Here is a 15,206-nt window from a genome sequence, read left to right on the forward strand (position 1 = left end):
GTAAAACGGCTGAAAGTAGTCTTTATTACTTTAAATGCTAATCTTCTATTTTAATAAATTTCGTACTTAAATAGTCCCACATTTCTCGTCCAGTAAGTTTATCTGTTGCTGGATTTGTTCTTACATACAAACCGGTATTATCAAGGAAACATGGTGTATTACTTGGTGAGCATTCAACAACTAGAACTGTACGATCATTAAAGTCGTAAGCCTTTGACTGAATGAATGGGTAAAATCCTTCTCCAATCCGTTCTTTTAAACTGTTTTTAAAATGCAAAAGAAAACCGTCTAATACATTTTTGTGAAACTGATTAATTTCGAGTTCAACCCCCATTATTTTACACTCATCAGAAACCCCAATAAAAAGAGTTCCACCTGATGCATTCAAAAAGCCAACTATTGTTTTAAGTGATGAGGTCTCAATTTGGGGTTCTTTGCTAGGCTTATACATTTTATCATTTTTATATCTCTTTATATCAAATGAAAAAGTCTCTTTAAATTCGACAACAGCATTTTCACCATTTCTTATCAAGCGTAATAAAGCCTCTTTTTTATTAGCCTCATCTAAAAATTTTGTAGTCGAAGAGAGTTGATAAACAACTTTTTTAGCTAAATTTGGATTAAAAATTATATCACTCTCAAATCGAGTGATTTTCTTTCTAATTTCTTCTACTTTGTTTTTAGCTTCAATACATGATTTTTGAATATTTAAAGGAGGGATTGGTGCTAATAAATAGTTACTAAGTGCATCTAAGGTATAATGGCCCCGACTACCAGATATTTCTTCACAATCAGATAAAAAGGCCCGCCCAAGCTCAGAGCGTAAATATTGAATAAGGTATTTAGCAAGAAGAGTCTGTTCATTAAGAATTAAAATAAAGTAATTATTCGTTGATTTAACATCACTCTCACTCACTAGTAAAACATCACCTTGAAACTTTGGAATCAAAATTGCATTTTCTTCTGAGCCTTCCATTAAAAAATTCTTTTTATATGTAGTAGCTTGAAGGACATGTTTAAAAATGATTTCAGGTGTATAACCTTGAACCTGCTCTTTTAGGGCCTCCAGATACTGCCGTTGAGGTGAAGCATCTACATAACGCCTAATCGAGAGATTAAAGTTGAGTTTACAAACATCTTCCAGTGAAGCCAAAAAGCTGAAATTTTTAGTATTATTCCTATTCAAAAAAGATGAAATAATTTTATCTACGTGGATATCTCGTAGATAATTTTGTCTGTTAGCACTTTCAAATGAATGGCTTGCATCAATAAATTGAATACTTTGTTTTGGCTTACGATTCTTTTTTAGAACTAAGATACAAGTTGCAATGGAAGTCCCATAAAAAATATTAGCGGGCAAACCTATAACTGCATCTATGCAGTTCTCTTCCTCTATTAAAAATTGGCGAATAACTCCTTCCGCACCACCTCTAAATAACACACCATGAGGTAAAACAACTGCCATCGTTCCATTTTCATTTAATTGATAATACATGTGTTGGATAAAAGCAAAATCTGCTTTTGCTTTTGGAGCTAATGCACCATAGCCATCAAAGCGAATATCCGTACTTAACCTTCCGTCGTCATTCCAAGGAGTTGAATATGGTGGGTTTGCTACAACTGCATCGAAGCGCATACTTAGGTGCTTAGGATCGTCGAGTGTATCACCTCTTTGAATATCAAAATTTTTGTAATGAACACCCTGCAGTAACATATTCATTCTTGCTAGGTTAAAAGTGTTGGTGTTTTTCTCCTGCCCATAATAGCTTCCAACTTTACCTTTTTTGGAACGCATTTCTTTAGCGACTTGTAATAACAATGAGCCGGACCCGCATGCAGGGTCGTATACTGAACCTAAATAGTCTTTATCACTGGTGACTAGCTTTGCTAGCAGCTTAGAGACCATAGGAGGGGTATAAAACTCACTCCCTCTTTTGCCTGCAGATACAGAAAACTGTCTAATTAGATATTCATATGCATCACCAAGTACATCGATTTCAGTATCATTAACACAGAAGTTAATTTCATCTAGATAAGTAAGCACTTGAACAATTAGCTTATTTTTCTTATGACTATCTAAACTCCCAGCAGAGAATCGACTTAGAGCCTCGCGAAGACCCTCAAAGACATAATTAAAATCATTTTCACTATCTCTTCCTACTGTACTATTTTCAATCTGCTTTAGGGCATCTGAAAGTACATCAATTACTAAGCCGCCGTTTTTACCTTTTTCAGCGATTCGATGAAACAACTCTTTTGGCATCAAAAAATAACCTAATTGTTCGATTGCACATTCACTTACAAGCATTAGGTATTCATCATCTTGAGCTGAGGCTTCATTTAACGCATCAAATTTTACTCCATCACTTTCTAACAATTCATCCGCAAACTTATTTAAATGTTCAGATAAATATTTATAGAATATGAGAACCAAAACATATTCTTTAATGTCATCAAAACTAAAGCTTCCTCTTAGAGCATCAACGATATTCCAAAGTTGCTTTTCTAATGCCATACGATGTACTTCAAACATAAATTTCCTTTTAATCTTCAATAAAGTAGTCGCTATCCAGCGCTTTTACTTCAAATACTTGTTTAGTGCTAACGCCTAAGTTATGAGTAAGCATTAGCTCTGTAAGTTGTTTACCATCTACAAGCACTATGCGCTTTTCTATTAAACCTACATATTCCAGTGCATCTTTACTAAAGCCGCTGGTGGTAATGAATACGCCCTTTTTAGCGCGGTGCATATCAAGCGCACCCGCAAAGGCTTGTATGTCTGGTCTACCCACTGTTTTGTTGGTGTAGCGTTTAGCCTGTAAATATATCATTTCGAGGCCGAGTTTATCTTCTTTTATTACGCCATCAATGCCACCATCTTGAGTATACTGAGTAGCTTGCCCTGCATCTTTACGTGAGCCACCGTAGCCCATAGCTAGCATTAAATCGACTACAAGGTTTTCAAAAAACGCAGGGGAGGCCGAAAGCACAGCCTGTAGTATTTCATCGCTCAAGTTTGTATTGAGTGTATCCACTGCGGCTTCTATAAGCTCTTCTGGTGTTTTGTGTGAGTTGCTATTTACTAAGCTGGTGGTGTTTTCGTCTAGTGAGTCACTAGTATCTTTAGTGCGGGTTTTAAAGTCTAAAAACTCAGGGTATTGGCTTAAGTACTGGTTATTGATTAGTTCGCCAGCTTGTATGGCAGCTAACCCTTTGTCCGTAATTTTACAAAAGGCTCTTTTAGGCTGCTGTATCAAGCCTGCTTGTACTAAGTATGTTTTAGCCCACCCCAAACGATGGTAAGCATAGGTTTGCTTGCCGCTAGGAATACGCTGTTTAAGCTGCTCTGCCGATAAGCCTAGGCTTTGATAAACATTTTCTTCAATCTCTTTGAGCTTTACGGTTTTGCCATTAGCTAAACATTGCAGTAATGGGGTCATGAATGATTGGTAATCTGGTAACGACATACTATTCCCTGCCAGCCGTATTAATTAGTTACTATACAGCTAATCCATTGCTCTTGTTAATTAAGATAATATACAAATTAAGATTATGGGGCAAAGGTTATGTAATGAACATATGTCTCATATCGACACACTTTATGTTGAGTAGTGAAGAGAACTAACTTATATTATTCACAAGAGCACTGACTAATAACATTAGATGCTGATTGTAAGTTTTACTACGTAGCTCGGTTTCTTTTAATTTATACTTATACAAATATTTAAGTAAAAGATTAAATCACAAACCAAGTGGTTACCATAGCGGTTACCAAAAGCAAAAACTAGGCAGCAATGACACGCCAAGCTAATGATAAATAAAAAGTTAAATAAATTACTCTATATTCAGATCCAGAATATAGAAGGTAATCCCCCCATTTTTAATGGAGGCTATCTGTAGAATTTTCGTTGTTTAACTTTTCCAGTTTTTGTATGGGTGTTATTCCACCTATGCCCATGTTAGGGCGTTCATTATTATAAGTCCATAACCAATCGGTTGCTTTATCTTGTAACTCACTAATATCCCTGTAAATATAATGACTTAGCCAGTCATACCTAACCGTGCGATTGAACCGCTCTACATAAGCATTTTGTTGCGGGTTACCTGGTTGAATAAATCGTAATTCAATATTATTATTTAACGCCCACTCTGCTAATTTATGGCTAATATATTCAGGCCCATTGTCACACCTGATAGCTTTTGGCTTACCACGCCATTCTATAATTTGATTGAGTGAGCGGATAACACGCTCAGCGGGGAGTGATAAGTCAGCATCTATTGTGAGTCCTTCGCGATTGAAATCATCAATCACATTGAACAAGCGACACGCTCTGCCATCAGATAATTGGTCGTGCATAAAATCCATTGACCAACATTCGTTAATGGCCTCAGGGACAGCCAATGGTTCAGGCTTCTTCCTTGTTAGACGTTTTCTAGGCTTTATTCGCAGATTCAACTCAAGCTCACGGTAAATACGATAAACGCGCTTATGATTCCATGTGTAGCCTTTAACATTGCGTAAATATAAAAAACATAAACCGAATCCCCAATTACGCTGACATTGGCTTAAATCCAATAGCAACGCTGCAATTTTCTCATTTTCATCAGACAGTTTTGGCGTATAGCGATAGCATGTTTCACTTATCATGAAAGTACGACAGGCTAAGGCAATACTCATTTTATTTGTGCTAACGACTTCATGAGCCAAGACTTTGCGCTCAGAAGCCTTTACCACTTTTTTGCCATTGCCTCCTGAATGACCTCAGATTTCAGCCGCTCTTCTGCATACATTTTCTTTAAACGGCGATTTTCATCTTCAAGCTCTTTCATTCGTGTCATTAAAGACGCATCCATGCCGCCGTATTTAGCGCGCCATTTATAAAAGGTTGAGTTGCCCATACCATGTTCGCGGCATAGCTCAGGAATAGGCACGCCGCTTTCTGCTTGTTTTAAAATGGCAAGGATCTGACTGTCTGTAAAATGTGCTTTTTTCATAATTTTCTCCTGTGTTTACAATAAGAGAAAATTCTACGTTTGGCATCTATTATTTTTCGGGGGGATTACCAGAATAATTAATTCTCTCTGCATTATTGAAAACAAAAACGGCCTTAAATTGGCCGTTTATATTTTATAAGTAATTAACCCAATATATTGTTACCTTTGTTTTCTTGCTGATGAATAGTAACAGGCCAGCCGGGGTACTGATTACTCGCTTTACCATCTGCCACATCAACTAAAAACTTATATGCATCCATTGTATAAGTTCGCTTTTGAGAATCAAACGTTATAAAACCAAAACCACTGCCTTTTTCATGAGCTTTGACATATCGGTTATTTGATTTACCGACTTCTGGATTGCCTACGGCATACACGTAAATTTTATTACCAAAAGTATCTTTATATTCACCGGTTTCAGCTAACCCATGGGCAGGACGATTTTGGTGGGGCATATTCATTGAATCTGGCTTCCACCACCTTGGCCAACCGGCTGAAATAGCTGGAGTGCAAAAGGCCCAATTGCTATCTCGTTGTTGATTTACCCCATATTGCGATAAAGAACCTAAGTGCGTGTCACCACAAATATGTAATGCCATAGAATCGCGCATTGCGTCGATTGCTCGGTTTCGTGCCGATGCTGGCCAACCACTTGAGTCAAAGTCGTATTTTAAGAAGCGATCAGGTAAAGGTTGATGCGTTGAAATAGCAGCAAACACTGTTTGGCTTAATACTGCTTTTAAATTATGTCCGCGCCAGTCTTTACTCCATTTTTCAAGAAAATCCTCTTGTCGCTTACCCAGTAAATCTAATCCAGGAGGATTAAATGCAGGATTATAAAAAAGCGGATTTTCATTTTGCCCTGTTTCGCCCACGGCTACATTAATGCGTTCAGGGCCACTTTTCCATTGCCTGTCGGCAAGAATTGCAAAACCTACTCCACCGTACAACATGTTGCTAAAATATGAGCTAATACCATTAGTTGGAGTTGGATCATACGAGTCTGGATGATGATTCAAAGTGGTTTTATGTACCATATTAATCACTCGCGTAGAGTCAATATATCCACCTAATACACTTGCCGATGGGTCTTTTGAAATGTTTTTCATCGTTGCACCACCTTCGCCCCACAAGTTACCTTGCAGTACATCGTGATCATCAGGCAAACAAATGGTAGGTTGATTACGCATAACCTCTTTAAAAGACCAACCGAATTGATAGAACTTGCGTAAATAATTTAAAATTGCCAAGTTGTCTGGGGTACGAATCACACCGAATCCACCATGACTTTCATAAATTTGATCGCCCGAGAAAAAAACAATATCTGGGTGTAGTTTTTTGACATTTTGAGCAACAGGTTCGTAAGGAAAACCATAGTCATTTTGACAAGTAAGGGCTGCCATGCGTAATTTATTACCACTTGGGTTTGCTTTTATATTGCCTGAATAAATGTCGGGGGTTTCTGTGCCGTCGGTATATTTTTCACGGTAAACAACCCTAAAAGGGGTGTCTTGTGTTTCATCCCAATTTATAATCCGAAAAGTAGCTAACCAACCGTCATGATCAATGATCTGAGTGTCAATAGACACCCATTGATTACTACGCTGTACTTGCAGTTCTATTTGCTGATTATCTTGCTCGCCTATTGGCCCGGTGTAAGCGCTCAGCTTCATTACAAAACCTTCATCGCTCAATGTGTCGCTTAGCGAATACATAGTCCAAAGTATAGGACCAAATTTTTGCTCATCAATTACTGAAAAAGCCTCACCTTGCATACTCCAATTACTAAATTTGTAACGTGCGCCTAATTTATCTTCCGGCACATTTTGTGAAGTTACTGATGCAATAGAAAAGTTACTAACAAGCGCCACATTACCTAATAATTCAGATGCTGGGACTAAATGCGTCAGAGTTCCTATTATTGATCCTGATGTACTTAAGCTAGCAACTAACTCCAAGGCCATTGCACCCGACTGCGGCGTGCCCGTTAAACTTAAAGTAATCTCGTGATTATCTATCGGTGTAACTAGAGATGTTGTGTTATTACCTAAAACTAAATGATTATTTTTGATACCAAGGTCGTAACCTTCTTGTATAAAACAGTTACTACGGTATTCGTTTAATTCACTTTTAGCTCCGAGGCGAATACCTGCGCCCCCATCTTTACTATTTTGCTCTAAGCGTGAAACTTGAACCGACATTGTAAAAGCTTGATCAAGATGAGTTATTTGGTGCGTCAGGGAGTGAACACTTCGATTACCTCCTCTTGTTATACACTCAGCAGCGCCGTTAACAACACGCCAATCCTCCATCGGGTTAGCCCAATATTGCTTACCAAGCCATACTCTATTATACGTTTTATGCCAGTTATCACGGTGAGGCTTAGTGCCGGTGGTAATTGTAGAGGTTGCAGCACCTAAAGTATTCTTGCAACCAGAAACGCCAGTAGCAACAACACCTGCAGCTAATATTTTAAGTACTGACCGGCGAGATATATTTTTATCCATAGTTTGATCTCTACATATTGGTTATTGTTAACAATAAACTAACTATAATGTTTTTTTAATAAAAGATCATGCCTTTGTTTTCTGAACTTTATTGGCCTCTTTGTTGCTTAACTAAACCATTTAGGTGCTGTATCACGGCACTCTTTCAGTATTACTAATAATTGTAATTTTATTTAAAATGCAACTTAGCAAAATACTCTCGACCTAACTTGAGCACTAAGAGCTAATTAAAGTACAATACAGTTAATTAAAGGCTTGGCTTACTTGTAACCCAAGCCTATTTATTTTTAGGTAGAGAAAGACATGGCACAAACTCGCGGTAACTTATTTATTTTATCAGCGCCTTCTGGTGCTGGTAAATCAAGCTTAATCAATGCGTTATTAAAAAAGCATACTGATATGAAAGTATCGGTCTCGCACACGACTCGCTCTCCTCGCCCCGGTGAAGAAAATGGCGTGCATTATCATTTTGTCTCTACAGATGAGTTTAAAGCGCTAATTGAAAAAAATGACTTTTTTGAATGGGCTCAAGTATTTGATAATTACTATGGCACATCAAAGCAAGCTATTGAGTCGCAACTTGATGCGGGTATTGATGTGTTTTTAGATATTGATTGGCAAGGCGCGCAGCAAGTGCGCAAAATTATGCCAAGCGTACAAACCATTTTTATTCTACCTCCTTCAAAAAAAGAGCTAGAGCAGCGTTTAAATAACCGTGGCCAAGATTCGGCTGACGTTATTGCCGGACGTATGGCACAAGCACAATCTGAAACGTCACATTATAACGAGTATGACTTTGTAATTGTAAATGATGACTTTGAGAGCGCACTTGCTGATATAGAAATAATTGTAATGGCTCAACGCTTAACCCTAAAAGCTCAAGAAGATCGTCATCAAGTTTTACTAAATAGTCTGCTTAAATAATTTAAGCCTATTTAAATTAGGCTTAGGCGAGTAAAACTGATAAAAATTGAACACTGGCTATTGGCGAATGTGGCTCCTTGGAGTAAACTACGCCTTTGCTTTTAAATTATTTTTGGAGTGCTGTGATGGCCCGCGTAACAGTTGAAGATGCAGTAGATGCAGTTGGTAATCGTTTTGACTTAATTTTAGTTGCGGCTCGTCGTGCCCGCCAAATTGCTGTTGGTGGTAAAACGCCACTAGTAGACCCTGAAAACGATAAACCAACGGTTGTTGCTTTACGTGAAATTGAATTAGGTTTAGTTGATAGCGCTTCAATGGACTTAATTGACCGTGAAGAACAACAACACCAAGAAGCAGCAGAACTAGCTGCTGTTGCTGCCATTGTTGGTGGCAATCAATAATCGACCTCCCGGTCTGATTTAGCCAACGGCGCAGTATTTCTACTATAGCCGTTGGCAATCCATTCTTTTCATCGTATATTCGTAACTTACCTAATTTACTTCACTAGGGCCTGTTTATCTTTCGAGGTTAAATTTGCAAAAGCATGCTTGGTATTTAGGCAAGGCAGAGCCTATGTAGTGTGGTTATTCCCCATGCATAAGCGATAACGCAACATAAGTGCCAAACATGCGCAGCCCGAAGGGTTCTGCCTAGGGGCAATTTACTCTTTGTTGCTCGGTTTTTACTTAGCCCGCTAGGCTAAAAACCTCGCGCCGCGATTAAATCGCCCCTAGATTGAACGAATTTTAATCCTGAAAGGTCAACGGGCCCTAGAACATTGGAGTGTAAATGTATCTTTTTGAAGGTCTTAAAAAGAAAATTTCTGAATACTTGCCTGCTGCAGATGTAGAGCTGGTACAAAAATCTTACGTGGTAGCCCGAGAGGCCCACGAAGGACAAACTCGCTCAAGTGGCGAACCTTATATTACTCACCCTGTTGAAGTAACTCAAATTCTTGCCGGCATGCATCTTGACCATGAAACGCTCATGGCCGCGTTAATGCACGATGTAATTGAAGATACTGATTTTAGCCAACAAGATTTAGCTGAAATTTTTGGTGAAACGGTTGCTGAATTGGTTGAAGGTGTAAGTAAGCTCGATAAGCTCAGCTTTAAAGATAAAAAAGAATTCCAAGCCGAAAACTACCGTAAAATGATTATGGCTATGACTCAAGACATACGAGTTATTTTAATCAAGCTTGCTGATAGAACGCATAATATGCGCACATTGGGTGCTCTTCGCCCCGATAAACGCCGCCGTATAGCACGCGAAACACTAGAAATATACGCGCCGATAGCAAACCGTTTAGGTATTCACGACATTAAAAATGAGCTTGAAGATTTAGGTTTTCAAGCTCTATACCCTATGCGCCATCGTGCACTTAAATCTGAAGTTGCAAAAGCACGTGGTAATCGAAAAGAAGTTATTTCAAATATTCAAAACGAAATTGAAGCGCGCCTTGAAGAGTCAGGCATAAAAGCGACGGTATCGGGCCGCGAAAAGCACCTTTATAGTATTTATAAAAAAATGCTTAATAAAGAACTGTTATTTAACGAAGTCATGGATATTTACGCGTTTAGAATTGCGGTTGACTCTATGGATACGTGTTATCGCGTATTAGGTGTTGCTCACAGCCTTTATAAGCCTATTGAAACGCGCTTTAAAGACTATATTGCAGTGCCTAAAACCAATGGCTATCAGTCACTTCATACTTCTTTAGTTGGCCCACACGGCATACCTGTTGAGATTCAAATTCGTACTCACGACATGGATCATATGGCAGACAAAGGCGTGGCCGCACACTGGATGTATAAAAAATCAGGTGATGGCGCGGGCAATACGTCACAACAACGTGCTCGCCAATGGATGCAAAGTTTATTAGAGCTTCAGCAAAGTGCTGGCTCATCATTTGAATTTATAGAAAATGTAAAAACTGAGCTATTCCCTGAAGAAATTTACGTATTTACGCCAGATGGCCGAATCGTTGAATTACCAATGGGCGCAACAGCTGTTGATTTTGCATACGCTGTACATACTGACGTTGGAAATACGTGCGTAGGGGCAAGAGTAAATCGCAAACCTTACCCTTTGAGTAAAGCGCTTGATACCGGCCAAACAGTAGAAGTAATTACTAGCTCTGGGGCTCACCCAAATGCAACTTGGCTAAACTTTATTGTTACCGGTAAAGCACGGTTAGGCATTCGTAACTACCTTAAGAGTCAGCATCACGAGGAAGCGCTGTTATTGGGTAGGCGTTTACTCGACTCCGCACTTGGTGAAAATAAGTTCGACAGTATTCCTGATGAGAATATAGCGCGAGTACTTGAAGAACATGAACTTTCTACACTACTTGAGTTACTAGTAGCAATAGGCTCTGGTAATCTGATGAGCATGTTAATTGCTAAACGCTTATTACAAAACGAAAACGATGATTTAACAGACATTACCAACCAAGTCAAAGCAACCATTATTGGCACCGAAGGTATGTTAGTTAATTACTCTAAGTGTTGCCGCCCTGTACCTGGGGATGCAATAACTGCACATATAAGCCAAGGCAAAGGATTAACTGTTCATCGCCAGGAATGTAAAAATATTCGCGGCTGGGAAAGTGAGCGCTCTAAATACTTAGTTGTAAAGTGGGACGATAATCCAGAGAAAGAATATATTGCAGCCCTTAGAGTCGAGATTATTAATCATCAAGGGGCGCTTGCAAAGTTAACCAATGTTGTTGCGACTACCCAAGCCAATATTGTGGAAATAGCCACTGATGAAAAAGAAAGTAATTTATACGTGATAGATTTAGGGGTTACCGTTAAAAACCGTATCCACGTTGCTAACATTATGCGACGCATTCGCGTTATGCCTGATGTACAAAAAGTCTATCGTAAAAAATAAAATAGGAAACACATGAATAAAGCATTTATTTCTACCGACAAAGCGCCTGCAGCAATAGGCACATATAGCCAAGCCGTTAAAGTAGGAACGGCTGTCTACTTATCGGGTCAAATACCATTAGTGCCTGAGACTATGGAAGTTATTTCGGAAGACTTTGGCGAACAAACACATCAAGTATTTAAAAACATTGCTGCTGTATGTGAAGAAGCTGGGGGTCAGATACACGACCTAGTTAAGGTGAATATTTACCTTACTGATTTATCTAACTTTGCTATTGTTAACGAAGTAATGAGCCAATACTTCAAACAACCATACCCTGCTCGTGCCGCAATTGGTGTGCGTGCGCTGCCAAAAGGTGTGCAAGTTGAGATAGATGGAATAATGGAACTACCTTCAACTAATTAGTATTACCTACGAGCTATGGTCCCAGCTATAGCTCTATTTCTCCATAACCTCGTTTTGTTTTCTTGACTCAAAAGTAAATTTCTAGCAATCTGTTATTATGTAATATACTCAAACTTAACTTAAGTAGTAGAGAAGGATTAACTAGTGTTTAAGCTTGCTCATAATGGAAATATTTTACTTGATGTAAGTAAGCACGCTCCGCCGAGTGCTGCGTTCGTGATTGAAGCTCTCGAAATGTCGACTTTTTGTGACTGTAAAATCGATCATGAAGCCATAAACAACTTCTTCAAAAATAAAAATACTGAGTCAGTTTTAGTTGTTGCAACTAAGTACGATGCCGCAATCAAGATAGAAATTAGCGATGATAAAATGCTAGCTATAGGCGAGCTCACTCTCGCTCAGGGCGGTAAGCAGCTAAGCCTAGATGATGCGAAAAAACACCTTGTTAAAGCTGGAATAGTTCGTGGCTACAAGCAAGTATTTTTAGAACAATTACTAGAAAAACAAGCCGAGCTATCACCTGGGACAATCGTTAAAGGTACTCTCGCCAAAGGGCGGCTTCCAAGTGATGGATTAGCGACAAAATTAGTAACAGTGGTAGAAACCCTAAAAGATCGTTTAAACGCGCCAAAATTAAAAGAAGATGGCAGCGTTGATATGCGTGACTTTGGCAAGCTTGCAAGCGTAGAACCTGGCTCTGTGCTTATTCGCCAGCAACCAGCAACCCCCGGTAAAGAAGGCTTTACAGTAGTCGGTGATATACTTACCGCTAAACCTGGTGAAAATAAACAACTGGTCGCAGGTGAAGGCACTGAAATATCAAAATTAAACCCTATGGAATTAGTCTCTACTATTGCCGGCGTTCCTGTAGAAATTAATAACGGAATGCGTGTAGATGATATTTTTACAATATCTGATGTAAATGTGAAAAGTGGCCATATCGACTTTGAAGGCAGTGTGATTGTTACACGAAACATCGATCCTGGTATGAAAATAAACGCAAAAGGCGATATTACTATCTTAGGTACTGTCGAATCAGGGGAGCTTACTGCTGGCGGTAATATCACTGTGAAGCAAGGTGTAATTGGCCATCAAAAGCCTGAGGATAAATCGTTATCCTGCAAATTAGTTTGTACTGGAGATGTCCATGTTTCTCATTCACAGTATTGTTATATAGAAGCAGCTAACATATTTATTGATCGCCAAACTAGCCACTGTGTTATGAAAGCGAAAAAATTACTACAAGTTGGTCAAACAGACTTACCTAAAGGTAAAATTTTTGGTGGTGAAATACTGGATGCTACAACGCTCATTGCTGGTGAAATCGGAAACGAATCAGGCGCAAAAATGGCAATAAATTTAGCAGCTTCAGGCGCTGAAATAACTGCTGACACAGACAATTGCTTTAAAGATTTAGCAAATACAGATCAACAATTAGATACTCTTCAAGCTGCTCTCGAAAAAGCTGATTTAGTTAAAGATATTGATAAAAAGAATCAGCTAATTGCCAAAATTGGCGCTACACAACTGCATTATTGCCAACAGGCTGAACAATTAGAAAAACGCCTTTCGAGCTTAGATCATGAGTTACATGATTTGCTTAGTGATGCAAACCTTGCTGTTAACACTGTTTTGCATTCTGGAGTAGAAATTCATATTTTTAATAAAGTACTCAAAACAATCCGTAATTACCCACCATGCAATGTAAAGTTGTTGAATAATAAAGTAGAAATCGAGTTTAAAACACACTAGAAATGAGTGCAAATACAGGCACTCAAATCAATAGCTCCTCATATACCCTAAAGTAAATCACTTACTGTATCGTAAGTTTTATTTGGCCACACACTAACCTGTACTTGTCCAATATGTTGCTTTTGCAGTAGTAACATAGCCAAGCGCGACTGCCCTATTCCACCGCCAATTGTTTGCGGAAATTTACTTTGTAGTAGCGCTTTATGCCAATCAAACTCTAAGCGGTCTTCATCTCCAGTAACCCTTAACTGCGCTTTTAAAACCTCAGGGCTTACACGTATACCCATTGATGAAATTTCAAATGCATCTTCAAGTACTGGGTTCCATACTAAAATATCACCATTTAAACCCATGTATTGATCGCATGTTGGCGTAGACCAATCATCGTAATCTGGGGCTCTTACATCATGGATTTTGCCATCACCAAGTGCGCCACCAATACCAATTAAAAATACAGCACCATATTCTTGTGCAATGGCTTTTTCGCGTTGCTTAGCGCTAAAGTCAGGATACATTTTACGTAGCTCTTCACTGTGTACAAACTTAATGTCGTCCGGTAAAAAAGGCGTCAAACCATAAGACTCACTTACAAAAGCTTCCGTCTCTTTTATCCCTTTATAAATAGATTGAACAGTTTGCTTTAGTGTTGCCAGCGAACGCTCTGTCGTTTTGTTAATTACTTTTTCCCAATCCCACTGATCAACATATACAGAATGAATAGGACTTAATGAATCTTCATCTGGGCGCAAAGCTTTCATTTGAGTGTAAATACCCTCACCAACACCAAAGCCATAAGTTGCGAGTGTTTTACGTTTCCACTTAGCCAGTGAATGCACCACTTCGTAGCGGCTATCTGTAATCGCTTTCACATTTACAGCAACTGCGTTTTCATGGCCGCTTAAGTTATCTTGCGTGCCGTCGCCAACCTTAGCCAAAATTGGGGCTTGAACCTCAACCAGCCCAAGTTGGGTTTCTAGTTGTTGTGAAAAAAATTGCTTAACTTTACTTATTTGCTGCTGTTGCTGCACATAGTGTGAACTCATAATAATTGGCCTCATTCCCAGTTATTGTTACTTGCTTAATTGATAAAAACGCTCTAATGAGCGCCTCTAATGAAGTTAATTTAACGATTTAAAGGATTAATTCAATATCCCATAACAAAAATAGCTTTAATATACAAAAACCATTAATTAAGTGGTATAAAAACCATATATTCGATAATTTTATGACAAATATATAATGGAAAATTATTTAATCGATAATCTCGATAAACAGATACTTCATGCATTAATGAAAAATGCCCGTACTGCGTACGCCGAATTAGCAAAAAGATTTAATGTAAGCGCTGGGACAATTCACGTAAGAATTGAAAAAATGAAGCAAGCAGGGATCATTACAGGCACCCAATTAACGATTAATACTAAACAGCTGGGCTACGATGTGTGCTGCTTTATAGGCATTAATTTAAATAACGCACGTGATTACCCGCAAACGCTTATAAAGCTAGAAGCATTGGAGGAAGTGGTAGAGGCTTATTACACAACAGGTAACTACAGTATATTTATAAAGGTAATGACAAAGTCCATTGATCACTTACAAGATGTGCTGATTAATAAAATACAGGCAATAGAAGCCATTCAATCAACAGAAACACTTATTTCTCTACAAAATCCAATTAGCCGTACGGTAATGCCTTAACTGCAAAAATCTCGTATAATTGCCGAAAAA

At 38.6% G+C, this 15,206-nt stretch carries 11 protein-coding genes; 6 read left to right on the forward strand and 5 right to left on the reverse strand.

All coding sequences use genetic code 11. The features are described 5' to 3' along the window. Positions 1 to 37: 37 nt before the first annotated feature. The 4 genes from LOS73_RS20150 to LOS73_RS20165 all read right to left on the reverse strand — a co-directional run bounded on the left by LOS73_RS20150 (position 38) and on the right by LOS73_RS20165 (position 7,502). Positions 38 to 2,533, reverse strand: coding sequence for a type I restriction-modification system subunit M (locus LOS73_RS20150; RefSeq protein ID WP_457934215.1), 2,496 nt, complete (start codon positions 2,531 to 2,533; stop codon positions 38 to 40). A 10-nt stretch (positions 2,534 to 2,543) separates the two neighbouring features. Beyond that, positions 2,544 to 3,467 carry a restriction endonuclease gene (locus tag LOS73_RS20155; RefSeq protein ID WP_457934216.1) on the reverse strand — a complete coding sequence of 308 codons (924 nt, stop codon included), beginning with the start codon at positions 3,465 to 3,467 and terminating at the stop codon, positions 2,544 to 2,546. A 413-nt stretch (positions 3,468 to 3,880) separates the two neighbouring features. After that, a protein-coding gene (locus LOS73_RS20160) for an IS3 family transposase (RefSeq protein ID WP_457933674.1) occupies positions 3,881 to 4,995 on the reverse strand; the annotation gives its coding sequence in 2 pieces (ribosomal slippage) (positions 3,881 to 4,743 and positions 4,743 to 4,995; 1,116 coding nt in all). Between the two features lie 143 nt (positions 4,996 to 5,138). Further along, a complete protein-coding gene (locus tag LOS73_RS20165) occupies positions 5,139 to 7,502 on the reverse strand; it encodes an alkaline phosphatase D family protein (protein WP_033030003.1) in 2,364 nt (787 codons plus the stop codon). Positions 7,503 to 7,805: 303 nt separating this feature from the next. On the opposite strand from LOS73_RS20165, the gene gmk reads away from it, so the two are divergent. The 5 genes from gmk (at position 7,806) to LOS73_RS20190 (ending at position 13,478) form a co-directional block, all read left to right on the forward strand. After that, complete coding sequence (gene gmk / locus LOS73_RS20170; protein ID WP_033030015.1) at positions 7,806 to 8,426, forward strand: guanylate kinase; 621 nt, start codon at positions 7,806 to 7,808, stop codon at positions 8,424 to 8,426. 125 nt (positions 8,427 to 8,551) lie between these two features. Next, positions 8,552 to 8,827 carry a DNA-directed RNA polymerase subunit omega gene (gene rpoZ, locus LOS73_RS20175; RefSeq protein ID WP_007378835.1) on the forward strand — a complete coding sequence of 92 codons (276 nt, stop codon included), beginning with the start codon at positions 8,552 to 8,554 and terminating at the stop codon, positions 8,825 to 8,827. A 388-nt stretch (positions 8,828 to 9,215) separates the two neighbouring features. Continuing rightward, positions 9,216 to 11,321, forward strand: coding sequence for a bifunctional GTP diphosphokinase/guanosine-3',5'-bis pyrophosphate 3'-pyrophosphohydrolase (gene spoT / locus LOS73_RS20180; RefSeq protein WP_008139659.1), 2,106 nt, complete (start codon positions 9,216 to 9,218; stop codon positions 11,319 to 11,321). A gap of 12 nt (positions 11,322 to 11,333) precedes the next feature. Next, a complete protein-coding gene (locus LOS73_RS20185) occupies positions 11,334 to 11,726 on the forward strand; it encodes a RidA family protein (RefSeq protein WP_007378833.1) in 393 nt (130 codons plus the stop codon). 144 nt (positions 11,727 to 11,870) lie between these two features. Beyond that, entirely contained in the window at positions 11,871 to 13,478 is a 1,608-nt protein-coding gene (locus LOS73_RS20190) for a DUF342 domain-containing protein (protein WP_457934217.1), read from the forward strand. 47 nt (positions 13,479 to 13,525) lie between these two features. Here LOS73_RS20190 and asnA read toward each other — a convergent pair whose 3' ends face one another. After that, complete coding sequence (gene asnA, locus LOS73_RS20195) at positions 13,526 to 14,521, reverse strand: aspartate--ammonia ligase (protein ID WP_033030017.1); 996 nt, start codon at positions 14,519 to 14,521, stop codon at positions 13,526 to 13,528. Between the two features lie 196 nt (positions 14,522 to 14,717). On the opposite strand from asnA, the gene asnC reads away from it, so the two are divergent. Next, positions 14,718 to 15,176: a transcriptional regulator AsnC gene (gene asnC, locus LOS73_RS20200; protein ID WP_033030020.1), complete on the forward strand. Its 459-nt coding sequence runs from the start codon at positions 14,718 to 14,720 to the stop codon at positions 15,174 to 15,176. Positions 15,177 to 15,206: the final 30 nt, after the last annotated feature.

Source organism: Pseudoalteromonas sp. SCSIO 43210 (assembly GCF_054133285.1).